At 48.4% G+C, this 26,444-nt stretch carries 30 protein-coding genes; 22 read left to right on the forward strand and 8 right to left on the reverse strand.

Features of this window, described 5'->3' with window-relative positions; translation table 11 throughout:
• Positions 1 to 401 precede the first annotated feature (401 nt).
• From M3M37_RS06995 to M3M37_RS07065, 15 genes are all read left to right on the forward strand, one after another.
• Complete coding sequence (locus M3M37_RS06995) at positions 402 to 1,577, forward strand: MFS transporter (RefSeq protein WP_252795088.1); 1,176 nt, start codon at positions 402 to 404, stop codon at positions 1,575 to 1,577.
• A 1-nt stretch (position 1,578) separates the two neighbouring features.
• The gene (locus M3M37_RS07000) at positions 1,579 to 2,466 is read left to right on the forward strand and encodes a shikimate dehydrogenase (protein WP_252795089.1); all 888 of its coding nucleotides are present in this window, start codon (positions 1,579 to 1,581) and stop codon (positions 2,464 to 2,466) included.
• A complete protein-coding gene (aroD, locus tag M3M37_RS07005; RefSeq protein WP_252795090.1) occupies positions 2,459 to 3,211 on the forward strand; it encodes a type I 3-dehydroquinate dehydratase in 753 nt (250 codons plus the stop codon). The genes M3M37_RS07000 and aroD overlap by 8 nt, the downstream gene beginning before the upstream one ends.
• A 16-nt stretch (positions 3,212 to 3,227) precedes the next feature.
• Positions 3,228 to 3,506: a chorismate mutase gene (locus M3M37_RS07010; protein WP_252795091.1), complete on the forward strand. Its 279-nt coding sequence runs from the start codon at positions 3,228 to 3,230 to the stop codon at positions 3,504 to 3,506.
• A gap of 1 nt (position 3,507) precedes the next feature.
• Positions 3,508 to 4,677 carry a chorismate synthase gene (gene aroC / locus M3M37_RS07015; RefSeq protein WP_252795092.1) on the forward strand — a complete coding sequence of 390 codons (1,170 nt, stop codon included), beginning with the start codon at positions 3,508 to 3,510 and terminating at the stop codon, positions 4,675 to 4,677.
• A gap of 1 nt (position 4,678) precedes the next feature.
• A complete protein-coding gene (locus M3M37_RS07020; RefSeq protein ID WP_252795093.1) occupies positions 4,679 to 5,203 on the forward strand; it encodes a beta/alpha barrel domain-containing protein in 525 nt (174 codons plus the stop codon).
• A gap of 2 nt (positions 5,204 to 5,205) precedes the next feature.
• The gene (gene aroA / locus M3M37_RS07025; RefSeq protein WP_252795094.1) at positions 5,206 to 6,504 is read left to right on the forward strand and encodes a 3-phosphoshikimate 1-carboxyvinyltransferase; all 1,299 of its coding nucleotides are present in this window, start codon (positions 5,206 to 5,208) and stop codon (positions 6,502 to 6,504) included.
• Entirely contained in the window at positions 6,504 to 7,598 is a 1,095-nt protein-coding gene (locus tag M3M37_RS07030) for a prephenate dehydrogenase (protein WP_252795095.1), read from the forward strand. The genes aroA and M3M37_RS07030 overlap by 1 nt, the downstream gene beginning before the upstream one ends.
• Position 7,599: 1 nt before the next feature.
• Positions 7,600 to 8,103, forward strand: coding sequence for a shikimate kinase (locus M3M37_RS07035; RefSeq protein WP_252795096.1), 504 nt, complete (start codon positions 7,600 to 7,602; stop codon positions 8,101 to 8,103).
• 153 nt (positions 8,104 to 8,256) lie between these two features.
• Complete coding sequence (locus tag M3M37_RS07040) at positions 8,257 to 9,072, forward strand: DMT family transporter (RefSeq protein WP_252767500.1); 816 nt, start codon at positions 8,257 to 8,259, stop codon at positions 9,070 to 9,072.
• A gap of 193 nt (positions 9,073 to 9,265) precedes the next feature.
• Positions 9,266 to 11,806, forward strand: coding sequence for an ATP-binding cassette domain-containing protein (locus M3M37_RS07045; RefSeq protein WP_252795097.1), 2,541 nt, complete (start codon positions 9,266 to 9,268; stop codon positions 11,804 to 11,806).
• Between the two features lie 165 nt (positions 11,807 to 11,971).
• The gene (locus M3M37_RS07050; RefSeq protein WP_420842964.1) at positions 11,972 to 12,406 is read left to right on the forward strand and encodes a MerR family transcriptional regulator; all 435 of its coding nucleotides are present in this window, start codon (positions 11,972 to 11,974) and stop codon (positions 12,404 to 12,406) included.
• Positions 12,407 to 12,422: 16 nt separating this feature from the next.
• On the forward strand, positions 12,423 to 12,839 hold the full coding sequence (locus M3M37_RS07055; RefSeq protein ID WP_252795098.1) for a cupin domain-containing protein: 417 nt from the start codon (positions 12,423 to 12,425) through the stop codon (positions 12,837 to 12,839).
• Between the two features lie 2 nt (positions 12,840 to 12,841).
• Positions 12,842 to 13,177, forward strand: a complete 336-nt coding sequence (locus tag M3M37_RS07060; protein ID WP_252795099.1) for a carboxymuconolactone decarboxylase family protein — start codon at positions 12,842 to 12,844, stop codon at positions 13,175 to 13,177.
• A gap of 5 nt (positions 13,178 to 13,182) precedes the next feature.
• Positions 13,183 to 13,566, forward strand: a complete 384-nt coding sequence (locus M3M37_RS07065; RefSeq protein WP_252795100.1) for a DUF2255 family protein — start codon at positions 13,183 to 13,185, stop codon at positions 13,564 to 13,566.
• Between the two features lie 109 nt (positions 13,567 to 13,675).
• Here the strand turns inward: M3M37_RS07065 and M3M37_RS07070 are convergent, their stop codons facing one another.
• From M3M37_RS07070 to M3M37_RS07080, 3 genes are all read right to left on the reverse strand, one after another.
• On the reverse strand, positions 13,676 to 14,425 hold the full coding sequence (locus M3M37_RS07070; protein ID WP_420842965.1) for an SDR family oxidoreductase: 750 nt from the start codon (positions 14,423 to 14,425) through the stop codon (positions 13,676 to 13,678).
• Positions 14,426 to 14,498: 73 nt separating this feature from the next.
• Positions 14,499 to 15,728 (reverse strand): MFS transporter, encoded by a 1,230-nt coding sequence (locus M3M37_RS07075; RefSeq protein WP_252795101.1) that lies wholly within the window; start codon positions 15,726 to 15,728, stop codon positions 14,499 to 14,501.
• Positions 15,729 to 15,877: 149 nt separating this feature from the next.
• Complete coding sequence (locus M3M37_RS07080; protein ID WP_252795102.1) at positions 15,878 to 16,546, reverse strand: type 1 glutamine amidotransferase; 669 nt, start codon at positions 16,544 to 16,546, stop codon at positions 15,878 to 15,880.
• A gap of 147 nt (positions 16,547 to 16,693) precedes the next feature.
• On the opposite strand from M3M37_RS07080, the gene M3M37_RS07085 reads away from it, so the two are divergent.
• Positions 16,694 to 16,939: a hypothetical protein gene (locus M3M37_RS07085; RefSeq protein WP_252795103.1), complete on the forward strand. Its 246-nt coding sequence runs from the start codon at positions 16,694 to 16,696 to the stop codon at positions 16,937 to 16,939.
• Between the two features lie 59 nt (positions 16,940 to 16,998).
• Here the strand turns inward: M3M37_RS07085 and M3M37_RS07090 are convergent, their stop codons facing one another.
• Together M3M37_RS07090 and M3M37_RS07095 are read right to left on the reverse strand one after the other, a co-directional pair.
• The gene (locus M3M37_RS07090) at positions 16,999 to 17,889 is read right to left on the reverse strand and encodes an RluA family pseudouridine synthase (RefSeq protein ID WP_252795104.1); all 891 of its coding nucleotides are present in this window, start codon (positions 17,887 to 17,889) and stop codon (positions 16,999 to 17,001) included.
• Between the two features lie 65 nt (positions 17,890 to 17,954).
• On the reverse strand, positions 17,955 to 18,395 hold the full coding sequence (locus tag M3M37_RS07095) for a universal stress protein (RefSeq protein ID WP_252795105.1): 441 nt from the start codon (positions 18,393 to 18,395) through the stop codon (positions 17,955 to 17,957).
• A 398-nt stretch (positions 18,396 to 18,793) separates the two neighbouring features.
• Here M3M37_RS07095 and M3M37_RS07100 point away from each other — a divergent pair, with 398 nt between their 5' ends.
• The 4 genes from M3M37_RS07100 (at position 18,794) to M3M37_RS07115 (ending at position 21,938) form a co-directional block, all read left to right on the forward strand.
• Positions 18,794 to 19,753, forward strand: a complete 960-nt coding sequence (locus M3M37_RS07100) for a ketopantoate reductase family protein (protein ID WP_252795938.1) — start codon at positions 18,794 to 18,796, stop codon at positions 19,751 to 19,753.
• 18 nt (positions 19,754 to 19,771) lie between these two features.
• Positions 19,772 to 20,959, forward strand: a complete 1,188-nt coding sequence (locus tag M3M37_RS07105; RefSeq protein ID WP_252795106.1) for an aminotransferase-like domain-containing protein — start codon at positions 19,772 to 19,774, stop codon at positions 20,957 to 20,959.
• A gap of 80 nt (positions 20,960 to 21,039) precedes the next feature.
• Complete coding sequence (locus tag M3M37_RS07110; RefSeq protein ID WP_252795107.1) at positions 21,040 to 21,453, forward strand: hypothetical protein; 414 nt, start codon at positions 21,040 to 21,042, stop codon at positions 21,451 to 21,453.
• An 11-nt stretch (positions 21,454 to 21,464) separates the two neighbouring features.
• A complete protein-coding gene (locus tag M3M37_RS07115; protein WP_252795108.1) occupies positions 21,465 to 21,938 on the forward strand; it encodes a hypothetical protein in 474 nt (157 codons plus the stop codon).
• A 194-nt stretch (positions 21,939 to 22,132) separates the two neighbouring features.
• On the opposite strand, the gene M3M37_RS07120 is transcribed toward M3M37_RS07115, so the two are convergent.
• From M3M37_RS07120 to M3M37_RS07130, 3 genes are read right to left on the reverse strand one after another with little or no spacing between them, the layout of a single operon-like run.
• Positions 22,133 to 22,669, reverse strand: a complete 537-nt coding sequence (locus M3M37_RS07120) for a GNAT family N-acetyltransferase (protein WP_252795109.1) — start codon at positions 22,667 to 22,669, stop codon at positions 22,133 to 22,135.
• A 10-nt stretch (positions 22,670 to 22,679) separates the two neighbouring features.
• Positions 22,680 to 23,525 (reverse strand): SAM-dependent methyltransferase, encoded by an 846-nt coding sequence (locus tag M3M37_RS07125; RefSeq protein WP_252795110.1) that lies wholly within the window; start codon positions 23,523 to 23,525, stop codon positions 22,680 to 22,682.
• Between the two features lie 14 nt (positions 23,526 to 23,539).
• A complete protein-coding gene (locus tag M3M37_RS07130) occupies positions 23,540 to 23,947 on the reverse strand; it encodes a helix-turn-helix domain-containing protein (RefSeq protein WP_252795111.1) in 408 nt (135 codons plus the stop codon).
• A 128-nt stretch (positions 23,948 to 24,075) separates the two neighbouring features.
• Here M3M37_RS07130 and rny point away from each other — a divergent pair, with 128 nt between their 5' ends.
• Positions 24,076 to 25,665: a ribonuclease Y gene (gene rny / locus M3M37_RS07135; protein ID WP_252795112.1), complete on the forward strand. Its 1,590-nt coding sequence runs from the start codon at positions 24,076 to 24,078 to the stop codon at positions 25,663 to 25,665.
• A 172-nt stretch (positions 25,666 to 25,837) separates the two neighbouring features.
• Positions 25,838 to 26,431 (forward strand): ECF transporter S component, encoded by a 594-nt coding sequence (locus tag M3M37_RS07140; protein ID WP_252795113.1) that lies wholly within the window; start codon positions 25,838 to 25,840, stop codon positions 26,429 to 26,431.
• The last annotated feature ends 13 nt before the right edge of the window (positions 26,432 to 26,444 follow it).

Here is a 26,444-nt window from a genome sequence, read left to right on the forward strand (position 1 = left end):
ATTATGTCCGTTAAATGATTCGAAGGGGGTTGAAAAGGATAATAATCAGTTTGACAGCCTTGGATTTTCGTGTTTTAATAAAGCCATCATCTTTTCAGAAAGGAATTAAACTCATGCCAACTCGTAAGGTAACGATGACGACCATTTGGGTCAACTTTTATAACTTCGCTTATTTTCAGTAGCCGTTCGCAAGAATTTAGATGCGAACGGAACCGTTCGTATCTAAGCGGAGTAGGTTTAAGTTACTCAGTTAGATGCGCTAACTCTAGTTAATCTAACTGGGACTCATCGTCAAATTGCTACAGGAAGCACCTTTAATTCCAGGAATGCAATTCTAAAACCAGTCAGACTAACTGAGGTTAGCCGGGCTGGTTTTTTGTTGTTTAAGGAGGGAGTAATTTATGGAAATTCACAAACGTCGATTAAGTTGGAGCTTATACTTTAATTATTTCATTCATGGGTTTGCGCTGATTATCTTAGCCCAAAACATGACTAGTTTAGCGACTAGCTGGCAGACTACGATTGCAGTGGTCTCTTACATTATGTCGGGAGTCGGAATTGGTCGATTAATCGCTTATCCGTTGACAGGCTGGTTATCGGATCGTTTTTCGCGGAAGAATTTTATTTATTTAGGATTGGCTTGCTATTTCGTTTTTGCCCTCGGAATGGTAGCGACCTCGAACTTAGTGATTGCTTATGGCCTGGCCCTATTAGCTGGGATTGGTAATTCAGCGCTTGATGCCGGAACCTACACGACCCTAGTAGAGATTAATGAAGGCCGGGGCTCAGGAACCGTCATTTTAAAAGCTTTTATCTCAGTTGGAGAATTTATTCTGCCGTTGCTGGTGACTAATTTAGCCACCCACCAGCTTTGGTTTGGTTGGAGCTTCGTGGTAATGGCGCTATTAATTTTAGCTAGCGTAATTAACCTCTTATTCGTCCACTTTCCCCGTCCGTTAAGTGGGACGGAAACAGATACCACTTACCAGACTAATGTGGGGGAAACCCGGCGGCGGGTCGCCACAATTTGTTTGGCGTTGTACGGATTTACGGCGATGGCCGTGATGATTTGGTTCACGCAGTGGATTACCCTCTTTGCCCAACAGCACTTGCAGTTTTCTGCCGGGTTGTCGCATTGGCTGCTATCGCTTTACAGCATTGGATCGATTGTCGGCGTCTTAACCCTGTACGGTTATTTAAAACGGGAAAAATCAGAAAAATGGCTCTTAATCGGGTTTAACTTGGGAACGCTCGTGGCTTTATTATTAGTAATCTTTGGGACGAATCCACTGGTGGCCGAATTTGGTAGTTTGTTGTTTGGTTTTTGTTGTGCCAGTGGAGTCATGCAGTTAGGCTTAACCTGGTTCATGAACTTATACCCACATCGCCGCGGGTTAGTAACGGGGACCTTCTACTTCTTCGGGAGCCTGGCTTCTTTACTAGTTCCGTTAATTAGTGGTTGGTTATCCAAAACCAGCTTGCAACTAGCTTTTAGTGCCAACGTAGTAATTGCGGTGCTCGGAATTTGCTTAGCAATTGGAGCCACTGTCGCAATTAAATTAAGAAAGGAACACTAACATGCGCAATGAAATTGATGGACACACGATTTTGATTGGTTTAATGGCAACCCCCATTCGCCATTCCATGTCACCAACCATGCATAACCTTGCGTTTTCGGATTTAGGTTTGAATTACGTCTACCTAGCCTTTGAGGTGGATCAAGCCCACCTACCAGCTGCAATTCAATCCGTGCGCACGCTAGAAATGCGGGGAACTAATATTTCGATGCCGAATAAACGAATTGTTCTCGAATTATTGGATCGGGTTGATCCCGCCGCGGAATTAATTAATGCAGTCAACACGGTAGTGAATGATGACGGGGTACTGACCGGATACAATACCGATGGAATCGGCTTTATGCGCTCCCTTGCTAAAAATCAGTTAGAAATTCGCGGGGAAAAAATGACCTTGATTGGAACGGGTGGTGCCGGAACGGCCATTGGGATTCAAGCCGCGTTAGATGGAGTTCGTGAGTTTGATATATTTAATCGCCAGGATGGGCAATGGGATGCGGCGCAGCGCTTAACCAAGATTATCAACGAACAGACGTACGCCACGGCTCATTTGCATCCGCTCTCCGATCAAGCAGGGTTACGGCAGTCACTACAAACGTCGCGCATCTTGGTGGATGCCACGGGCGTGGGAATGAAGCCACTGGAAGGGCAGAGCTTGCTTAACGACCCGAGCTGGTTTCCTCAGGACCTGATTGTGTATGATACCGTTTACGCTCCTCGGACGACCAAACTCATGCAGGTGGCACATCAGGCCGGAGTGAAGCATGTCATGAATGGATTAGAAATGATGTTAGAACAAGGAGCTGCGGCTTTTAAACTATGGACCGGACAGGAGATGCCGGTGGCACACGTTCACCAAGTTTTATTTAACGAAGGGAGCCAGAATGGTTAAACCAGTTCACATTGGACCGGTAACGTTAGGAGAGGAGACCCAAGTGGCAGTTCCGCTGGTGGCTGAAACCACGGAAGTGGTATTGAAGCAGGCACAGACTTTAAAGAAACTGAATCCCGACCTAGTTGAATGGCGGATTGATGGCTATCAAGCGGTTACCGATTGGGAGCAACTTGACGCCTGTGGAAGCCAATTACAACAACTGCTTGCGCCACTGTCCCTCTTAGTGACCTACCGCACGGTTGTGGAAGGTGGCGCCGGAACGTTAACTGGCTCAGCTTATCAGCAGTTATTACAACGGCTCGTTCAGGCTCCTTGGGTTCAAGCAGTAGACGTGGAGTGGAACACCATTTCACTGCCGGCGTTGCAAGAACTGCAACAGAGCCAGTGCCCACTGATTCTTAGTCAACACCATTTTCAGGGCACGCCTTCTTTGGCAGAATTACGCCAGACTTTACAAGCAATGGCGGCAAGCGGAGCGGATGTCGTGAAAATGGCGACGATGCCCCACACGGCGAGAGATGTGCTCACGCTGTTAACGGCCACTAACGAGGCCCGACAACGGTTTTCGTGTCCGGTCATTACAATGGCAATGGGAGAATTAGGCAAAGTTACGCGGGTTACCGGCAATTTATTTGGGTCGGCGCTGACCTTTGCCGCTGGAGAACAACAATCGGCTCCGGGGCAATTGGATGTGGCGCTCGTTCGTGAGTTGTTGGCCACGTTTCCCGGAACAACAAAGTAGTAGAGGAGGAATTAGGATGGAGGATTCACTTGAAACGGCGCGCCAAGAGATTCAAAGCATTGATGCGCAACTAATTCCGTTACTGGTAAAACGGTTAACAACTGCTCAACAAATTGCACAAATTAAACAGCACCATGGCTGGCCCGTTTTTGACCCAAAGCGAGAACAAGCGGTCTTACGGCAGGTTCAGACCACCGTTCCTGATTCGCGAGAACAGAGAGCAGTGGTAGAAATTTACCGAAAATTGATGCAAACGACGAAACAATTGGAACAGCAAACAATGGAGGACGATTAGGATGCTTAATTACGTTACTGCCGGAGAATCACATGGTCCCCAACTAACCGGGATTATTACGGGAGTTCCCGCCGGACTGAAATTGGATTTGGATGAAATTAACGCCGCGTTAGCAGCCCGCCAAGGGGGTTATGGTCGGGGAAATCGACAAAAAATCGAACACGATCAGGTTCAAATCGTGGGTGGGGTTCGGCACCTGATTACCCTCGGGAGTCCAGTGGCACTCGTGATTCAAAATCGCGATCACGCCCATTGGAGTCAGATTATGGATCCGACCGCTCCAGAAACACCGCAGAACACGCTGCGAAAGGTAGAACGCCCCCGTCCGGGTCATGCCGATTTGGTAGGCGGGATGAAGTATCGGCACCGCGACCTCCGAAACGTGTTGGAACGGTCGTCGGCCCGGGAAACGGCGATGCGAGTGGCCATTGGGAACATCTGCAAGCAACTGCTCCGGCAGTTAGACATCGATCTGGTGGGCTTTGTGACGCAGGTGGGTCCCATCGGCGGCGAGCAAGTTCCGACTCATGACGTGGCGCGGGTGACCGCTGCAATTCAGCAAAATGACCTTCGGATGGTCGATCAAGAAGAGGTCACTGCGGTGCACGATTTGATTGACCAAACCAAACGCGATGGTGATACCGTTGGTGGCATCATTCGGGTGATTGTTGAAAACGTGCCCGCCGGATTAGGGAGCTACGTTAACTGGGACACTAAGTTAGATGCAAAGCTGGCTGCAGCCGTGATGGGCGTCAACGCGATGAAGGGCGTTAGTATCGGGGATGGTTTCGCAGCTGCTCAAAGTTTCGGGAGCCAAGTTATGGATCCGATTAACTGGGACGAAACGGAGCACTGGTCGCGCGCAAGTGACCACCTCGGTGGTTTTGAAGGCGGGATGACGAACGGAATGCCGATTATCGTGAATGCCGCGATGAAGCCAATTCCGACTCTGTATAAGCCGTTACAGACAGCGGATGTAAACACCAAGGAAGCCAAGAAAGCCAACGTGGAACGCTCGGATACGACTGCGATTGTGCCGGCTTCCCTAGTGATCGAAAGCGTGGTGGCAATTGAACTGGTCAAGGCTCTGACGGACACCTTTGATGGCAGTACGTTAGGCCGGTTGCAGGACCAAGTAGCCGCTTATCGCCAAGAACTAGCGGATTATTAAGATGACGCTGGTGCATACGTTGGGACCACAAACCACTGATTGTTACCGAGCCGCCCAGGCTTATGTCAAACGCCATCCGGAGCATGAATATCAAATCATGTTACATTCCAGTTTTGCCGCGGCCATTGCCGCTGTCACGAAGCACCCCGGGGAGCAAATTTTATTACCGACGGCACTGCAACTAGCAGACGGGACCGACTGGGGCGCTTTACACTATCGTTATTTGGAACGGTGGCAGTTGGTTGATGTCTTTTCCCATCCGCTCGATTCGTTGGTTTTGGTCCAGAGTCAGCGCCAAACGGGTTTCATCGATTTACATCCCGCAACGGCAGAATTAGCTCGGCCGTTGATTGACGACCAGCACCAACTGCGTTTTGCTGCGAGTAAATGGGCGGCCTACCAAGCCTATCGGCACGACGGGGAATTTTGCATTACCAATCAAGCTAATTTAGACCCGCAAGAACGAATTTTAAACCGGTGGGCCGTTGACATGGTCTGGACGGTTTATCAAGAACAGGAGGAGTAAAGATGCGCAAGTTAGAGCAAGCTCCCCACGGACTGCACGGAGAGCTCGCGGTACCTGGAGATAAGAGTATTTCCCACCGAGCCCTGATGCTGGGGGCGGTGGCCATGGGAACCACGACCATCGAACATTGGTTAGCCGGGGAAGATTGCCAGCACACGTTACAAGCACTGCGGGACGTGGGCGTTCCGATTGAACGGCAGGGAACTACGGTGATCGTGCACGGCAAGGGAGGCGCTGGCAACTTCGTGGCTCCCGCAACGCCATTAGCAATGGGGAATTCCGGAACCACGACGCGCTTATTGATGGGACTTTTGAGCGGCACGTCGTTTACCAGCGAGCTGGTAGGAGATAATTCTTTAGAACGCCGACCGATGCAACGGGTTACGCAGCCGCTGGCAGAACTGGGCGTTAGAATTGACCTCACCGCAGCTGGTACGTTGCCAGCGCACGTCCACGGTGGTCCGGTCCACGGCGGGACGGTGCGGTTGAACGTCGCCAGCGCGCAAGTGAAGAGTGCGGTGCTCCTGGCCGGTCTCAACGCACCGACGCCCACGGTGGTGGTAGAAAAACTGCCCACCCGGGATCATACGGAAATTATGCTGCGCCAGTTTGGAGCGGACATCACAACGGCTACAGATCAACGCACCATCACACTGCAACCACAGCCACACTTAACCGGGCAGACCGTGGTGGTGCCTGGGGACCTCTCCTCGGCCGCCTTCTTTTTGGTGGCGGCCACCATTGTTCCGCAGTCCGAGGTGAAACTGACGAACGTTAACTTAAACCCAACGCGGACCGGGATTCTACGAGTCCTAGACCAAATGGGCGCGGATGTTACCATCGAACCGATTCCAACTACTGGGGAACCCCGGGGTAATTTAGTGGTTCGCAGCAGTCAGTTACAACCAATTCACCTGACGGCTCCGGAGATTCCGGCGGTGATTGACGAGCTTCCGCTGGTGGCCCTCTTAGCCGCTACGGCAGACGGGACTAGTACAATTCGCGGCGCTGCTGAGTTACGGGTTAAAGAAACCGATCGAATTGCAGTGCTGAAAAAGGAACTAGAGAAACTGGGGGTCGCGGTGACCGAGTATCCCGACGGATTGGCGATCACCGGGCGCCCGGCGTGGGACGTCCAGAATTCAGATTTAGATAGCCACGGGGACCACCGGATTGGCATGATGTTAGCGGTGGCGGCGTTACGGAGTCACACCCCGTTGACCTTACAAAACGAGGAGGCCGTGGCGGTTTCCTATCCCCAGTTTTTCACTGATTTAGAGCAATTACGGGAGGATCATTAATGACAACGGTTTTCATTCACGGATTTGGTTTGTTAGGGAGTTCGCTGGCGCGAGTGCTGCGGCAGGGATCTGAACCGGTGACCATCATCGGCAGCGACCAGGATCACGCTCAAATTGATTACGCAAAACAGCACCAGTTGCTAGACCACATTAGTGCGGGCTTGGAACGGGCTCCGGAAGCGGATGTGATTATTTTAGCGACGCCGGTGGATCAAATTAAGCAAACACTGCGTGCGTTGGCAAAGTTGCCACTTCAACCGGGTGTGATTGTTACCGACGTGGGCAGCACAAAACAGAGCGTGGTGGAAGCGAGTCAAGCATTAGCGGCCACCCCTGCGGTCTTTGTCGGCGGCCATCCGATGGCCGGATCTCATAAAACGGGAGCACGCGCTGGTCGGGCCGATTTATTTGAAAATGCCTTCTACTTTCAAACCCCGCAAAGTAGTGCCGAACGAGCTGCAGCCCAGCAACTACAACATTTGCTGGCCGGAACGAAAGCCAAGTTTGTCCAGATTACGCCTGAACGCCACGATCGGTTGGTGGGGCAGGTTAGTCATTTACCGCACGTGTTGGCGGCCGGACTGGTCAATCAGAGTAAGCAGGCACTGCAGTCAGATTCGTTGGGACTGCGCGTGGCAGCCGGTGGTTTTAAATCCATGACCCGGATTGCGGCGGCCGATCCCACGATGTGGCAGTCGATTCTGCTCAACAATGGTCCGGTGGTAAGTGACCAGGTGGCTGCTTACATCGAAACGTTACAACGGGTTCAGACCTCCATTGACCAGCAGGATGGTCCGGCACTCTGGGAATACTTTCAAAGCGCCCAGCAAAGTCGGCAACAATTAGAACAACAGGATGATAACCGAGGTGCGGGCTTTTACGACCTTTTCTTAGACATTCCGGACCAACCGGGAACCATTGCGCGGGTGACGACGTTATTAGCCCAGGCCCACCTAAATTTGGTTAACCTGCAGATTTTAGAAGTCCGTGAGGATGTCAACGGAATTTTACAGCTGACCTTTAGTACGGCGGCGGATGCCCAACGGGCGGAGGCGACGCTTGCACCCGAGTATCACATTGTGAGGAGGGATTAGGATGGATTTAATTTTGATCGGATTCATGGGCAGCGGCAAAACCACGATTAGTCAGTTACTCGGCGAACGATTGGGACTGCCCGTGACCGATTTAGACCAGGTGATTGTAGAAACCGCCGAACAATCCATCGCAGCCATCTTTGCCGAACAAGGCGAAGTAGGATTTCGTCTGTTAGAAACCCAGGCGCTCGCCACTCAGTTGGATCAACCGGGGATTTTAGCAACCGGAGGCGGGGTTCCCACGCAGGAACAGAATCGAGAACTCTTACAGCGCCATGCGGCTCCGGTGGTTTTACTGGAGATTGCGCCAGAAACGGCTTACGAACGGGTGAAAGCGGACGAGCATCGCCCGATTGCGAAAAACCTCGATTTAGCCGAACTAGCGGCGTTGAAAGCCTCCCGGCAGGCTTATTATCAAAGCTGTGCTGATTTAGTGGTGGACGCTAACCAAACTCCAGAGACGATTGTGAATGAGATTATAGATTATTTTCAAGCAATAAATTAAAGATTCATAGTTTAATTCAGACTCCAAAAATGTTACAATAGCTAGCATTGTACGTAAAATTTAGGAAAAATTAATTTTTTAAGGAGTGATCTTATATTCAAAGGGAAAAATTTTTGGTTAATCGTTTCGATTATTGCAATTTCAATTTCTTCGATTTTAGTTAAACTAACTAATGCCCCATCAGCCGTGATGGGAATGTATCGGATGTATTTAGCCAGTGTCTTTTTACTTCCAATGGTGTTAAAACATCGTGGTGATTTTAAAAAGATAACAAAGGTTAATTACGTTTATCTAATCATCGCCGGTTTATTTTTAGCATTACATTTCGGTTTATGGTTTGAGTCTTTGAAATTAACGACGGTAACCAGTTCAACGGTCATCCTCTCGACCCAACCGATTGTTGCCCTATTTGGTGGCTTTTTGATCTATAAAGAAAAAGTGGATTTAAAGAGTTTCTTGACCATTATTGTGTCAATCATTGGAGTAATAATTGTCAGTTGGGGGGACCTCGGCGGTAATAACTCCCTTGCTTTGTTAGGTGATTTGTTATCGTTTTTAAGTGTAATTGCACTGGTATCTTACCTTTTAATTGGACAAGCAAAAATTAAAAATATTTCGTTTTGGATATATAGTTTCATTGTTTTCCTAGTGGCAGGAGTATTTTTAAATCTCTTTAATTTGATGACCAACACGCAAATGACTGGATACTCCATTTATGACTGGTTCATGTTTGTGGCGTTAGCAATTTTTCCAACGATTGCGCATGTATTGTATAATTACTTATTGAATTTTGTTAGTCCAACTACCATCTCAATGAGTATGTTAGGAGAACCAATCGGAGCTACTATTTTAGCGGTAATCTTTTTACACCAAAAAGTTACGGCATTGCAGATTTTGGGGGGCGTGATTGTCTTGGTTGGCATCTATCTCTTCCTGAAAAATCAAAGTAAAGAAAATCAAGTCACCTAAAATCAGTAAAATGGTCACTAGTAATTCTTAATTACCGGTGACCATTTTTTATTATAATTAGATAAGGTTAATGCTATACTTTGAAAATAATTACAATTATTTGAGGCTAACTTGATGGGTTACTTAATGTTGAGAGTTAGTTAACTTAAATAAACCGAAAACGATAAAAAGTGAGTTTAATGGAGATAAGTAAATGGAACCTGAAAGGCATCTTCCGCACCAAATCGAAGTCCGGGGCGGCAACGTCCACAACCTGAAAAACATTAACGTCAACATTCCCTTAAACCAGTTTGTGGCCATCTCTGGCCTCTCTGGTTCGGGGAAGAGTTCGTTAGCAATGGGAATTCTGTACGCCGAGGGGTCGCGTCGTTATCTAGAAGCGCTTTCGACCTACACCCGGCGGCGGATTAGCCAGAATCAGGGAGCGCCGCAAGTGCAGGAGGTCAAACATATTCCGTCGGCCTTAGCCCTGCGCCAACGACCCGATGTTCCGTCCGAACGTTCCACGGTGGGATCGATGACGGAGGTCTTTAACGTAGTGCGGCTAATTTTTTCGCGGTTGGGTTCGCCGGTTTGTCCCAACGGGCACCGGTTGAAACCCAGTCTAAACATTGCCCAAGTCATGGATCTTCCAGGAGACAACACCGAGATGGGCTTATTGACCTGTCCGGTGTGTGGTGTTCAGTTTGAAGCCAAGTCGGCCGAGGATTTTTCCTTTAATGCTGCCGGGCGCTGTCTTAAATGTGACGGAACGGGAGAGGTACGGGAACTCGATGAACGCAAATTGATTGGTAACGAGAACCTGACCCTCGACGAAGGAGCCGTGGCGTCTTGGCACTTACCAGGTCGTAATTTCATGCCGACGGTAGCGGCTACGTTGGGCGTTCGGACGGATGTCCCGTACAAGGACTTAACTGACCACGAAAAGGATATTGTCCTGCACGGAGCCAAAAAACAGTATCCCGTGGATTTTCGGACGTCAACCGGACGGGTTTTTCATACCGATAACACGCTGTACGAGAACGCCTACGCCGCGGTTTATGATTCATTAAAAACAGCCAAGAGTGAACGGTCCCTGAACAAAATTAACCAGTTCTTTCACTTCTCAGTGTGCCCGGTTTGTCACGGGAGTCGGTTGAATCCCGATTTATTGACCCAAATTGTCGGGGAAAAGAACATTGCCGAAGTAGCGGACCTAGCGCTTGGTGATTTAGCGGATTGGGAGCGCGTGACCAAGCACGAACTGCCGGATGACATGCAGCACATGACCGATATTTTATTTTCCAACTTACAAGCGACCCTGCATCCGTTGTTAGAACTGGGACTTGATTATCTAACCCTCTCTCGGGGCAGCAACACGCTGTCGACTGGTGAATTGCAACGGATTCAACTAGCTAAAACCCTGCGGACCGAGACCACCGGGGTCTTGTACGTCCTCGATGAACCATCGATCGGACTGCATCCAGATAACGTGAAAGGACTTCTCCACGTCTTTCGCGCCTTAATTGCGCAGGGCAATTCCCTGGTTGTAGTTGATCACGACGTGGACATTATTGCCACCGCCGATTGGATTATTGAAATTGGTCCCGGATCGGGGGCCCAGGGAGGCCAGGTGATTGCGGAAGGCACGCCAGCGCACTTGCAATCGGATCCAGAATCTTTAATCGGACCATTTTTATCTGGAAAAGCACCAGTTATGCACGAGAAGGTGGCTAGTCGGCCGGATGCACAACAGCTGGATACCACGGTGCAGGTGGCTGATTACTTTAACCTGCACGATGTAACCATTACGATTCCCGGCAACCAGATTACGACGGTCACTGGTTTTTCCGGAGCGGGAAAAACCAGCTTGATTTTGGATAGTTTAGTGCCGGCAATTACGGCGCAAACTCGGGGTCAGCAACTACCGGAACAAGTCCTACGCTTGGATACCCAGTTAGATCACTTAGTTAGCGTTGATGCTAAACCGGTGGGGAAGAACGCTCGCTCCAGTTTAGCCACCTACACAAACATCATGGATAACTTACGGAAGCTGTTTGCCAGTTTACCGGCCGCCCAGGAGCATCACTACAGTGTTTCGGACTTTTCGTACAACAATAAAAAGGGCGCCTGCCCGCACTGTGGTGGGATTGGCGTCATTACTTTAGACATTCAGTATCTGCCAGACATTGAGCAAACCTGTCCGGTGTGTCATGGAAATCGGTATAACGATGAGATTCAAGCAATTAAGTGGCACGGCTATTCCATCGTTGATCTACTCAAGTTGTCCGTCCGGGATGCATTACCGGTCTTTCAAGAAGTACCCACCATTCAGCGGACCCTGCAGACCTTAGCTGAAATTGGCCTTGATTACCTCCACTTAGGGGAAAGTACTCCAACCTTGTCGGGAGGGGAAGCCCAACGACTGAAACTGATTAACCACCTCGGCAAGCATCAGGAACGGACCCTGTTCGTGTTTGACGAACCGTCGATTGGATTGCATCCCCTCGACGTCCAAACCTTGCTGGGAGTCATGAACCAGCTTAAACAACGCGGGGCCACCATCATTATCATCACGCATGATCTGGAGCTGGTGGCGAACTCTGATTATCTGATTGATTTGGGTCCCAAAGGGGGAGCAGCCGGTGGTCAACTGATGGCAGCTGGCACGCCACAAACTTTAGTTCAGTATCCGACTAGCCTAACCACTGAGTATTTAGCGCGGTACTGGCAGAAATTTGGGTTAGGTGATTAGTAATGATTGCTAAGGCTGGATTTTAATACAATACATGTAATTTAAAGCGGATTATTCAGTACGATATGTAGCTGGGTAGTTCGCTTTTTCGTTAAAAAGATAATTTAATTCGTTGACTTAGAGTGTACTCTAAGGAATACCATTAGGTTGTGAGTAGGAAAGGAGTTGGTTAGCATCGCGAACGATTACTATTCCATCGGTGAATTTGCGAAAAAAACGGGACTTTCAACGTATACGCTGCGGTATTATGAGCGGGAAAATTTGATTGTACCGCATCGAGATGAGAAGCAACGGCGCTTTTATACGGAACAAGACGTCGGCTGGGTCCATTTCCTCATGCACCTGAAGGGCACCGGCATGTCTATGAATGAAATTCAACAGTACATTACCTGGCGGGCGCAGGGAGATGCGACCATTGAACAACGTAAAGAGTTACTACAAAACGTCCGAGAACGAAGCTTAGCCCAGATTCGGGAAACGCAAAATCATTTGGAGATTCTTTCCCATAAAATCGATTGGTATGACGGTAAATTGGACCATTCGATTCAGGATTCGGAATCTTTTGCGGAGTATTTGAAACAATTTAAAACCGAAAATTAACTAAAGGAGTATGAACATGGCAAACGAAATTAAAAATGAAAACGTTAAAAACGGAGTGATTTTTCCCGTCGGAGAAGACAATCCGTATGGACAATACTTTACCGGGAAGAGCTTTTTGGACACTTTAGTGACCGATCCCGATCTTGATGCCGGGGTGGGAAACGTGACCTTTGAACCCGGGACGCGGAATAACTGGCACGTCCACTACGGATATCAAATTTTGTTAGTTACCGGTGGGGAAGGTTGGTATCAAGAAGAAGGGAAACCAGCTCGGCACCTTGTTCCTGGAGACGTCGTGGTCACTAAAAAGAACATCAAACACTGGCACGGGGCTACAAAAGACAGTTGGTTCGCCCACATTGCGATTACCAGTGGAAAATCAGAATTCTTAGAACCAGTTTCTGATGCAGAATACGATCAGTTAGGAGAATAACGATGGCGCAAAAACAAACAGCAGGACACGATAACTTTGGTGATTTTGCCCCGAAATTTGCCGAAATGAACGACGACGTTTTGTTTGGTGAAATTTGGTCGCGGGAACAAAAACTTCCTGCTAAGCAACGAAGTTTAATTACGTGCACGAGCCTCATTTCCCAGGGCATCTTTGGCCCGTTGCAGTACCACTTAGAAACGGCGAAAAAGAACGGCGTTACTAAAGAAGAAATGGTGGAAGCCATTACCCAGTTAGCGTTCTACGCGGGTTGGCCCAAGGCGTGGACAGCGATGAGTCTTGCTAAGGAAGTTTATGCAGAAGACGAAAAGAAAGGATGATTGAAATGGCTGAAAAATGGACTGCCGCCCAACTACAAGAATTTAGTGAAGCTGATGACATGAAGGTTTCACCGTTTTACAGTGATGGAAAGACTTACGGCACCCCAACCTGGATTTGGTCCGTAGTTACAAATGATAATTTATACGTCCGGGCTTATAACGGCCAAAACTCTTCGTGGTACCAAGCGGCGATGCAGCAAGGAGCTGGTAAGATTCATTTGGCGGGTCAGGACTACGAGGTTAAATTTGAACGCGTTGCCAATACGCCTGAGTTAGACCACGCCATTAGTGCGGCCTACCAAACTAAGTATGCTAAGAGCCCCTATTTGCCACCGATGCTAAAAGAGGGACCGGTTGGAGCAACGGTGAAAATTATTCCTAATAATTAGATAGATTACAGAATTCATTGCTAGTTTTGCCGGCAATGAATTTTTTTAAGCATAATTTTTGAGGAAATAAAAAACCCGACTACTACAATAGTCGAGTTTTTAACATGGTTTAAATTGGTTGTCCCGTGGGCCGAACCAAGACTTCGTTGATATCTACGTTTTCTGGTTGACTCATCATGAAGACTGCAATTTCAGCAATGTCTTCGGATTTTAGCCAACCATTCTTGTTGGCACTGTTGCCTTCCAGCATTTGTTTTCTGATTTTTTCATCATGAACCGTTGAGTAGAGGTTCGTGTCCACGGCCCCGGGCGAAACAATTCCGGTTTTGATGCCGTTTTGGTGTTCTTCTTGGCGAAGTCCTTCCATGATGGCTCGGACAGCGTACTTGGAACCGTTGTAAACCGCGGAACCAGGGTAAACCACGTGTCCTGCGACGGAGTCGGTCGCCATGATCAAACCATGCCCTTGCTTGCGCATGATCGGAGTGGCGGCACTAATCCCGTTGAGCACGCCCATGATGTTGGTGTTTAAAATGGCTTGCCATTCATCTAACTTCTCGGCATCGGCTACCATTCCCTGAGGCATAATCCCGGCGTTGTTGTAGAGCACGTCTAATTGACCAAATTTTTCCACCGCCAGGTTAACCAAACTTTGTACGTCCGTTAGCTTAGTTACATCGGTTAATTGAACGGCGAAGTTTTCAGGATGAGCCACTGTTTTTAGCATTTCATCTAACTTGGCTTGGTTCCGCGAACCAATTACCACCTTGGCCCCGCGTTCGTTAGCTAACTTTGCGGTAGCGGCACCCATTCCAGACGAACCACCGGTAATGACAACTACTTTATCTTTAACTGGCATAATTTTTTCCTCCTTTTTAACTTAACAATGCTAATATAAACCTTCCACTGCACTCTAAGTCAAAGAGAAAGTTTTATTTTGATTGCAAAGCAGAACCACGCCGTAACTTATAGTAAACGAATCCCGCTGTGACAAGGGTAACGCCACCAAATCCAATGAATAAGCTGCCAATCTGGGAACCGACTAAACTTGCGAGTAGGCTGGTCAGAGCAATTCCGATGGGATAGCTAGCGGAGGTCATCGTTCCGGCTAGGGTAAATAATAAGCCCTTTGATTCTGAGTTAAACATGGATTGGTAGAAGGTACTTTTGTAAATCAGTGCTGGAGCCACAATGAGACCAATTAAAAATAGCAGGAAGGCAGTGACGTAAACCTGGGTGGAAAAGCCAATTAGGATGAATAAAACCGCGTGAAGAGCAATAGCTCCCGCCACGATTTTTAGCAAGGGCAATTGTTTTCGGTGATAGAGTCCCACTAATAGTGAACCAAGGATGATTCCGACCGAAGTCATGGAATCTAAGAAGCCGTATTGAATCGCTGAATTGCCGTAGAGTAACTTAACCGCAATCGGTAGCAGAACGGTTAAACCGGCCCAGAGAAAGAGATTCCAGACGAAGTCTAAAATTAGGGCCGCAGCAATCGCATGATTAGTGAAAATGATGCGCAAGGCATTTTTTAAATCGGAAACGTAGCTAAGGTTCGGTTGCTGCTGGATCTGTGTTTGGTTTACTTTGATGCGCGAATAACAAAAGCTCACCACTAAGTATAGGCCGGCCACTAACCCATAAACCTTAAGGCCGTAACCAAGGGAAAGAACTAATCCCGATAGCAGTGCTCCCAGTAAATAGGTGAAGTCAAAGCTCATGGTGTTGAGGGAATTAGCCGTCACTTTGAGGTCAGAAGTGGGAAAGACTTCTTGAATAATCATCGAGGAACCACCCATTAACAAGGGTTTTACGGCGCCACTAATTATTAATAAAACTAAAAAGAGACCTAAATCCACTGGATTGCGTAAGGGATTAAAAATTAAAAAGATAAAAACCAGTGCGTTAATTAGGTTGGCAACCGTCATTAAAGTAGTCTTTTGAAAGTGGTCCAGGAGGCCGCCGGCAAAAGGACCAATTAGCAGAGATGGAAGTTCTAAAGCGCCTAGCACGACCGCGATGATGAGGGGCGAATTGAAATGGTGGTAAGCAATCCAGACCAACGAAACGTTAGCAATGCTACTAGCGATGTTTGAGAGCGTATTGCCGGTGATTAACCAGCGAAAGGCGGCGTTGCGCAAAACCGGTAAGTAAGTCATAAAAGTTAATTTCCTTTATTTAATTTAGGGTAGCTTAACCATAACACAAATGCGAACGTTTGTTTGGTGTTTTTCGTCGTAAAGGAAATAAAAGCGAACTTTATTAAATTTTGGAAGCAAAAAAACCGCCTTTTAGGAAAGGCGGTTTTTTAGTGCGTCAGAAAATCTAGTAATTGGAACATTGCGGTTTTGTTTTCACTAGGGACCGGCGTGGTATCAATCTCCGTTGGCGTTTGCTGTAAATCGTTGTGATCCAAGGCATACCGACCATCATTGACAATCATCTCGTGCACGTTATCTTGGGTGGGTTCCAGGTGAAACTGCAGGCCGATGATATTGTCGCCAATTAAAAAACCCTGCTGTTGCACTAAATCAGAACTGAACAACAATTCTGCTTGGTCGGGGAGTTCACAACAATCTTCGTGCCAATGCAAAGCAGTTAGCTGGTGAGGCAGACCCGGAATTTGGTCACTTTGTAAGTAAACGGGCGCCCAGCCCACTTCTTTGGCAGGAGATTTAACCACTCGTTTGCCAAAAACTTTGGTAATTTGTTGAGCGCCAAAGCAGACTCCGAAGATGGGTTCATGGGCTTTAACCAGTTGCTGAATTAGCTCCCGTTCTTGTTCAATCCACGGAATCCCGTCGTTAGGACTCATAGGACCACCAAGAATTACCAAGAAGTCGGTTTCTGCGGCCGTGGGTAACATCCCAAACATGTACGGGTGATAGACGTATAACTCGTAGTCGTGATTATCTGCCCATTCTTTAATGGTGCCTGGACCTTCATCTGGAGTGTGTTGTAAAACGTTGATGCGCATCGTAATTCCCTCTTTTTAGCTTTTAATTTGTGATAATCATACCATTTTCTAGCAAGCGGAGGGAATCACATTGATTAGTCCATTCCCGGACTCGGCGTATAATTAAACTAGGAAATTAGAGCGAAATTTAAGTAAGTGAGTGATAGCATGGTAGTTTTAATTGGATACAGTTGGTTAATCATTCTTAAAAAATTAGGATACTTGTTTCAACACGGCCTAACTGGGAGCCGGAGCATGGTGGTGCTCGCCACGCTACTGGTCACGGTGTTGGTGGTCGGCGTGTACTACTGGGCTAGTCACAGCCAACAGCAAAATAGCCAGACGATTGCGCGGATTGTGGGCCGAATTGGGTCGGTGATGAAGCGGATGATGGAATGGTTGCCGTTTAAGTAACATTGCATGAAAAAATAACTCGCTGAGTGATTTTCAGCGGGTTATTTTAGTTTGAATAATTAAATTTTAAACGGAATTTCCATCTCCGGCGGCACTGGTGCCGTCACGGCTAGCGGTTGGTCAGTAAAGGGCGTTCGCATCCGAACCCGCCATGAATGTAGTTGCATTGCCTGGCCGTTCTCTGCTTGCGGATCATACAACGGATCGTTTTGAATCGGATGACCGAGAAATGCGAGATGCACCCGAATTTGGTGGGTCCGCCCGGTCTCTAGCTGAACCTCGAGCAAGCTTTCCGTCGGGCTACTCTGGAGCACGCGGTAATGGGTGACGGCGTCCTGGGCATTTGGTCCGTTGACCCGCCGTTTGCGCTGGTCGGTGGGGTCCAAACCGATAGGTGCTTTGATGATGCCGGCCGGGGCTAGTAGTTGTCCTCGAATTCGCACCAAGTATTCACGTTGGATTTGTTTTTCCCGAATCATCTTGGTAAGAATCGGCACGGCGGCAGGGCTTTTGCCAAAGAGCAGTGCGCCACTGGTTTCCTGGTCTAAACGGTGAATCATGTAGACCGGATTAGGTGCATAGTGGGCCGCTACTCCGTTTAAGACGGCGCCACTTTCACCCGGTTGGTTAGCGTGGGTCTTGATCCCGCGTGGTTTATTGACAATGACAAAGTCAGCGTTTTCAAAGAGAATCGGAATCGTGAGGTGCTCGTCTAACAGCGTCTTGGGGAACGGATTGCGAAAATCCTGGGGGAGAAAGGTTAAGTTAATAACATCGGAAGCTTGAAGCATCGTATTCATGGGTTGGTAGCGGCGGTTAACCAACACCCGTTGGTTTCTCCGTAAGTCGCCCACTAATCGTTTGGGCAGTTGCAACTGTTTCTTTAAAAAGTCCCGCAGTGCGATTGCCCCGGTCGCTGTTGCAACGGGTAATTCATAGTGCCACTGCATCTTAACTCCTTGCGGTTACGAAAAACCGACCACAAATGTGATCGGTTTTAATGATTGAACTCTAATTACTTTACGATTAAAACGTCTGGTTTAGCAGTTCGAATGACGTAGTTAGTTACAGAACCAACCACTAGTTGTTCCACGGCAGATAAGCCGGTGGCGCCCATGACAATTAAGTCATCCTTGTGGTCTTCTGGGAATTCATGGGCAATAATCCGTTTCGGATTACCAAACCGCATGTGAATGGAAACATCGGTTAAACCAGCTTTTACGGCTGATTGTTTCAAAGTTTCCAAAATTTCCTTGGTTTGATCCGTCAACTTGTAAACTGTATCAGCAGAAACTGCGTTACCGTAGTTTCGGTTGAATTGCGTCACTTGGATGACGTTTAAGATGTCTAAGTGGCTGTTATTTTGTTTAGCTAATTCTACGGCGCGGTTCAAAACCGGCATGGTGTCTTCGCCGCCGTCTACAGGAGCTAAAATCCGTTTGTAATTCTCTGTCATTACGATCACCCCGTTATTCTATTTCCTTAACTATATCATTTTTTGGCCTAATTGACACGCACAGGAGGGTCATTTCAACCGAAAAAATAAAAAAGGGTTTGACAATGAATGGCGTCCGTGCTTAAATAGGAACAACTCAAAAGAGAGGAATTTACTAATGAAGAACCGAACTTATTCAACTACCAATCGTTCCATTTTAGTCATTGCGTTTGTCTCCTAACCGGAATCTACGCAGGGACGATTTGTTAGTGCTCAGCTAGATTCACCAGGTGACTGTAGCTGAGCGGTTCTTCTAAGTTAATTCGAGAAGAAAGCTTTACAAGCTCGCTACCAGTTCACGCTGGGGGCGAGCTTTTTGTTTAGGTCGGGAATTCAGTTAGTTAGAGGAGGAATTGATGATGCGATATGGAATCATTGGCGCCGGAGCCATGGGTTACCGGTACGGAGTTTTATTACAAGAAAAGGCGGGCGTTCCGGTTGATTTTATTGAAACTTGGGATCCGAACCGCAAACAAGTTCGTGAACAGGGGGGCGTCTACGTGTCTCGCGATCATGAGAATCGTCATCTCGTTCCAATTAACATTTATGCCCCGGAAGAGTACGACGGCCATCCTGACGTGTGGATTGTCTTTAAAAAACAAATGCAATTAGCCGACGAACTGAAACGGGACGCGGCTGCCGGCTTATTTACGGATGATCAGTACGTCTTTTCCGCCATGAACGGATTGGGCCACTTTGAAAAATTAGCCCAGTATTTCAATCCTGACCAGATGCTCGCCGGAACGGCCATGATTGCCACCGTTTTAAACGGACCGGGCGACGTGGATTTCATGGGTCCAGAAAACGGGGAAGCGATGCACATGGCTCCGTACAACGACCAAGCCCCGGACGAAACGATGGAAGAAATCTATGCTGACTTTCAACGAGCTACTTTAGGACCAGAAATGAGCAATAACTGGTTAGGAATGTGTTTGACGAAGGTGGCCTTTAACGCCGTTTGTAACACGCTTTGTACCATGTTTGAAATTAACATGGGGCAGTTTGGTTCCTATCCCGGTGCCGCGGAAATGGCCGAACAGCTCTTTAACGAAACCCATGATGCTGCCGCTCGGGCCGGCATCAAAATGATTGAAGATCGAGGCCAACAGGTTCAAAGCGTGCTGGATTCCTGTGTTAAGTTAAAGTACCACTACCCGTCGATGTACCAGGACTTTTCGAAGGGTCGGCCCACGGAGGTTGACTACATTAACGGTTACATCGCCCGGCTAGGCCGGAAAAACGATTATCCGTGCCGGACGCACGAATTTGTCACCCACGAAGTTCATTTAGCCGAACAAATGCGGAACTCTAAAAACTAAACAAGCGAGGTCAAAATTATGCCATTTCATTATTCTAACTGTGTTCCTAAAAGCGATAGCAATGCCACCGAAGACATCTTAAAGGCGGCTGCCAATCCAAACGTAATCTCCTTTGCCGGTGGATTACCAGCTCCAGAACTATTCCCAGTCGCCGCCGTAAAAAAGGCCACCAATAAGGTTTTTGATCAATATGGGCAACAAGTTTTACAGTACGCGGGAACGTTGGGCTACCCCAAACTACGCAAACAGATTGCACAAATCATGCAGGACCGGCAGGTAGATGCTAGTGTCGATAACATCGCAATTGCGACGGGGTCCCAACAAGCCATTGATTTGGTGGCCAAAATGTTGATTAATCCGGGCGACGTAGTATTGGTGGAAGACCCCACCTACTTAGCAGCCTTAGACGTTTTTCGTTCCTATGGTGCTGATTTAGTTGGAGTAGCCATGGACGATGATGGCATGCAGATGGACGACTTAGAACAAAAGTTAGCTGCTCATCCAGATGCGAAGTTTATCTACACGGTGCCGAACTTCCAAAACCCAACCGGCCGGACGATGACGGCCACCCGGCGGGAACGGATGACGAAGATTGCTGATGCAGCTGGAGTTCCCATTGTGGAAGACGATCCGTACGGAGCCATCCGGTACGCGGGTGAGATGTTACCGCCGATCAAGCACTACGACCACACGGGGAACGTGGTTTCCATCAGTTCCTTTTCTAAGATGTTAGCTCCCGGACTCCGGATTGGGTGGCTAACGGCCGAACCAGCTTTCTTAAAGAAATACTCACTGCTGAAGCAAAATGCTGATTTGCACACCGATAATTTGACTCAGTACATCATCTCGCAATTCTTAATGGATGAAGATTTGCCAGCGCACATCAAGAAAATCACGGATGTTTACGAACACCGCGCGAAGTTGATGTTAGCTGAGATTGACCGGGAATTTCCGGATGACGTTTACCACAGTCAACCCGAGGGTGGCATGTTCATCTGGGTGGAAGTGCCGGGTAACATTGACAGTGATGAGTTAGCCAAACGGTGCTTGGAAGCCAACGTGGCCGTGGTACCGGGCTCTGCTTTCTACTCAGGAAAGGCCCAACCGGGAACCTTCCGGCTGAACTTCTCCAACATGAATGACGAGCAAATCAAAGTGGGAATCAAACGGATTGCCCAGGTGTTAAATGATTTAGGTGCTGAATAAGAGTTCCTGTCTTTCGCTTTCAATGACCGACAATAGTCAGCTTGACGAAAATTCGGTATACTGAAGGAGAAAAGGATGGGATGGCAATGAAAATTAAACGACTCACCTGGTGGACTTTGTTGACGTTAGGCTGTTTCTTACTTCTGAACGCTGTGCTGAGTCTGGGGATCTTTCAGAGCAGCGTGGCTTCCTTCTGGCGGTCTGAAATTGCCGCCGTTGTCATGATTTTGTTACCGCTAGCGGTCGCTTGGTTGGGGATTCGCCTGGGTCTCTACGTGTTAGCGCTGGTGCAAGCGCTCTACGTGGTGGGCTACTGTAATGCCGTGTACCGTCTAATTCAGCTTCCCCACTTAGGCTTGCCGGTCCGTTGGGGCGGGCTCGTCTTGGTAGTGGGAGCGCTGGGAGTACTGTTATACTGGTTCCGGTTGGCTTGGCAAGTCCGGCAATCCTTAACCAAGGAACGAGTGCAGCGCTACCTGAAATTTAGAAAATAGCGAGGATTTTCATGAAGATTGAAGAAAATGACTTTGTCACGGAAGCAGAAGCTGGAACGTACGCGCACAAAACGGTTACGACGTCGTTGGCAGATTTAAACGAAGCAACGAGCCAAACGTTGCGACCGTTGGTAGAATTTGTGGAGGCGGCCGTGAACTCTGATAAGTTAGCCAGTGCCGACTTGCAGGTCAGTGACGCGGATATCTTAGTACAACTACAGACGTCAATTATTAACCTCCCGTTGGCATACGGAAAAAACATTCACAAGATTATGGTGGGTGATGGTGAAGTCGACGTGAACGTGTACATGATTATTGCGGCTCCAGAGATTAATCGCTCCAAGTTGCGAATCGATGAGTTAATGGCGGCCGAGCAATTGGTAAAGGATCCCGACCAAGCGTTAGATCAGTTTACGGACTGGCTCGAAGCCCAGTTAACCACGCTGGCCGAAAACCAACAGGCCGCCGCGGAAGAAGCAGACTAGCTAAATTAAAGTTAGTTTGCTATAATAAAGATATGCGACGAGCCGCATAAGCATAGCTTATGATGGGAACCACATTAACTGCCGAATTGCAGGTGGCTTGACTAGGCGGTGATGTGAACACTGACCTAGTCCGCTTGGGAAACTAAGTGCCAAATGAAAAAGCACCTCTGATTTTTAAATCAGAGGTGCTTTTTTTAGTTGCTAGTAGTTTTAAAATAATCCGCCTGGGTTAAGCCCATGTAGTGGGCATCCCGGTAGGCCCCGGCTGCAAAGAACTGGTCTTTAATCGTCCCTTCAATGTGAAAGCCAAACTTTTGGTAGATGTGTAGCGCTGGCGCGTTAGCGACGTCAACGTACAGGTAGAGTTTGTGCAGGTTCAACTGGGCGAAGGCTAAGTTGAGCAATTGTTCCATCGCGGCCTGGGCATAACCATTTCCATTTTCGTTATCTAACAGGGCAATTTCAAATTCACCGACGCGCGCCACCGGATTTAAGTCGATGATTTCCACTAGTCCGACACCGTGGTGGGGATTTTCGGTGGTTTGAATCGTCTGACTGACAATCTGGGGATCAGTGGTATGCTGCTTTAAAAAGTCACTGGCCTCATTTGCACCCAGTAGGGGCGGTTGAAACCAAAACCGTTGGGTGCTGGCTTGTTGAAACAAGGTTTGAATCAAGTCGTAATCAGCGGGTTCCGTGGTGAGGGGCTGTAAAAAGATGGAAGCAGGCATGGCATTTCTCCTATTTGACTAAGTAAACGCGGTCGTTAATTAAATCGAAGTGGGGCAGGTACTGATTGAGCTGCTCAATCCCAGGGTCGTTAACCAACTCGACGTGTTTCCAGAAAGCCGGGGAATTCGTGGCACCGTCCTTTTCACCGATGGCAATCAGCTTAACCGGATGACCGTCGCGCCGGATGGCGGCTAAGAGTTCGTCATCAACCGGCACTCCGTCGGGCGACCAGCTCATGATGACGTAGTCGACCTGGTCCTTGTACTTTTCGTAGGCCTCTAGAGCACTGAGTTTTTCAATCGGAGCCACCTGGTGCTTACCAGTTTCGTTTTCCGATTGCCACTCGAGGCTGTCGGTCCCAATCACGTTGGCCTTTTGGTCCAGCAACCCCTTGGTGATGTAGCCGTTGCCGGCCATCACTTCTAACGCTGGCTTACCGTCTAGATATTGAGCCAACTGTTGGGTAAAGGACGACGAGATGTAGGCCCACATGCCGTAGTGTTCCTCTAAGTAATCCCGAAATGAACGCAGGTCTTTGTCTACCTGAGGCAGCAGGTTGGAAATTCGATCCCACTCGCGGTCGCCAGCCGGATCACCCATCGCATACTGGTCGTTGACCCGTTGGTACAATCGGTCCTGGATGTCATCCGGCAAAGTTAGATTAGGCAAGTCCTGGGGTAACCGACCAGCTTGCAGGAGTTGATTCGCCATCAGGGCGTGGTTGAGCAGGAACTTCACCTCCGGATAGTGGTCAAAGGCCGTGCGTTCGGTCTGTAACCGTTGAATGTAATTCGGAGTCTTTTTGACCGGCGGATGATTCTTTTGAAAGTTCTTCAGTAGTTTTTTTCGTTTCATTGTTGCTCCTAGGATTAGTAGTTTAAATCAAGCTCTTCTTGGGTATCGCGACCATCGTCGTGACGACCCTTTTTCCCGTGCAAAAAGCCATCGATTAGTTGGTAAATCTCATACCGATCGTTTCCGGTCAACAGTTGCTCGTTAAAGTAAAGGTCCGTTCCGGAAATGAATAGTTTGGACAAGTCTGTTTTTTCGCTGTCGACCCGTCCGCTGAGGTAGTCCATCGAAATCCCGAAGTAGGTCGCTAATTTGCGGACCTCTACGTACGATGGGTTGCGGATGCCGCGCTCCCAGTTACCAATTTGGGATGCGGTGTTTTCGTGCCGCTTATCACTTGGAAACATTTCGTTTAGTTCAGTGGCTAGTTCGGCTAGGGTAATGTGTTTCCCGGTCCGTAAGGCCTTCAGTCTTTCTGGGAACATAGCACGACCTCCTTTTTCTTAATATTATACTTCATCCATCCCTAAATGATAGGGGGCTCCGTTTTAAATTAGGGGGTTAAATGGTATGATTAAAGTATAAAAATTACTAAAGAAGGGAGGGAGATTGGATGCTTTATTTAGGAATTGCAGTGGTAACGTTAATTCTGGGATTAGTGGTTGGTTACGGTCGCGAAAACCACCAGTTGAATCACCGCCTATCAAAAGCGACTGCCCAAGCTGAACAAATCGAACAGGAGAACCAGCACCAGATTAAACAAGTGGTGCAGGCCATCCAAACCAAGGTGGAAACGGACGTAGCTGAGCACCAGGACGAGGTCAACGAAGAAATTGACGAACAAGTGGCCGAAAACCAACTGCGCCAGGAACGAGTGGAGCTCCAAGAAAAGAGTTTACAGAGCTTTGCTAGTCGGTTAGAAAAAAGCGAACAGAACGTGCAACGGGAGCAAACCGAATTGCAGGAACTAGAGCAAACGATTGACCAAACCCAGCAGCAGGCCGACCAGTTAATTCAACAACGCACCGATTTACTTCACGAAAAGAGTGGGCTACTGCCCGAGCAAGCCGAACAGACCGTGTTGAACATGACGCAAACCGCGTTACAACAGGACTACGACCAATCGGTTCGGGATGAACACGAAGAACACGTGCTGACGGCCACCAAGGAAGCCCGCCAGTTAATGGTGGAAGCCATCCAAAATGGTCCAATCGATGTGCCACGCGATCACATTGACCGCAACGTGATTATCCCAGATGAGGGGATGCGCAATAAAATTGTTGGGAAAAACGAACAACGCTTGCGTCTGTTGGAAACGCTAATTGGAGTGGATTTAATCTTCAATCCAGATAGTCCCGAAACCTTGATCATTAGTACGAACGATCCGATTCGCCGGGAAATTGCCCGGGGCGCGATTAACGAATTAATTACGGCGCGCCAGCTGAATAACGCGGTGATTGAGAACGTGGTTCGTAGTACCGAACGGCAGGTGATTGAGCAACTTCGCCTGACCGGAGAAGAGACGTGCGCGAACCTCCATTTAGGTTGGGTACATCCGGACCTGATGAAACTAATCGGACGCTTGCAGTACCGGACTAGTTACGGGCAAAACGTCTTACAACACTCCGTCGAAGTGGCCGAGCTTTGTGGGATGATGGCCACGGAGTTAGGTGTGAACGTTCGCCTCGCCAAACGGGCCGGTCTGCTTCATGATATCGGAAAAGCGGTCGACCGCGAGGTAAATGGAACCCACGTGGAGTTGGGAGTGCAAATTGCTGAAGCCTACGGAGAAGAAGAGGCCGTGGTGGATGCAATTGCATCGTCTCACGGGGACGTTGATTCAGAAACCACGATTTCCGTCTTAGTCCGAGTGGCCGACTCCATGTCGGGAGCACGGCCGGGCGCGCGGAGTGAATCCGTGGAAGAATATTTGAACCGACTCAAGGGCTTGGAACGAATTGCCAACGCTCATCCTGAAGTAAAGGATAGCTATGCGATTCAAGCTGGTCGGGAAATTCGGATGATGGTGGATCCGAAGGCCAGTGATGACGAGCAAACGGAGCAGTTAGCTCAACAGGTTTGTGCGCAAATCGAAGCTGAACTGACGTATCCCGGTAAAATCAAGGTAACGGCGATTCGTCGATCGAACGCCGTTCAGTACGTGGGTGGCAAACAAGCCCCACGGAAAAAACACGTTAGTTAAAATCCGTTTCCGGTGGGAACGGATTTTTTTAGGAATGTGACAGATTTTCTAATTTGTGGACCGCTTATTTCTGGTTCTGTCGGCGCTTTTCCCGCGGAGTTTGAGTTTTAGGGACAGTTCTCGGTATAATAAGGTTTAATGAAGCCCAAACAACTGGAGGAATTATTAGCTGATGATTAAACAAACCAAAGCATTTCACCTGGCCATTTTAGCCCTGTTCATTGCCATTGTGATTTTACAAAGTTTTGTTCCGTTTCTGGGGTACATTCCAGTCGGGCCGATTAACATTACGATTGTGCAGATTACCGTAATCATTGCAGCGGTATTGCTAGGACCAAAGGATGGCGCCCTCTTAGGACTGGTCTGGGGACTATTATCCTGGGTTCGGGCCTTTGTGGCGCCCACGAGTCCCCTGAGTACGTTGGTGTTTACTAACCCATTAGTTTCGGTGGTCCCCCGGGTTTTAGTGGGACTTTTTGCCGGGTATGTCTTTTTATGGCTCACGCGGGCTCACTGGCGCCAAACCTGGGCGTTAATTGGGACCGGGGCCGTGGGTTCCGCGTTAAACACCCTGCTGGTAGTGGGCTTAATCGGGATTTTATATCGCACTCCCGCCGTGGCGCACGCGTATGGAGTTTCTAGTCCGGATTTACTAGGGAACGTATTGATGACACTGGTCGGAACGAATGGAATTCCGGAACTAATCCTGTCAGCAATCGTAGTGCCAATCATTGCCACCCCGTTGTTGAAACTCTGGCGCCGGTAACGAGGGGAAAATA

Source organism: Fructilactobacillus carniphilus (assembly GCF_024029675.1).
In the GTDB taxonomy this organism is placed as follows: Bacteria; Bacillota; Bacilli; order Lactobacillales; family Lactobacillaceae; genus Fructilactobacillus; species Fructilactobacillus carniphilus.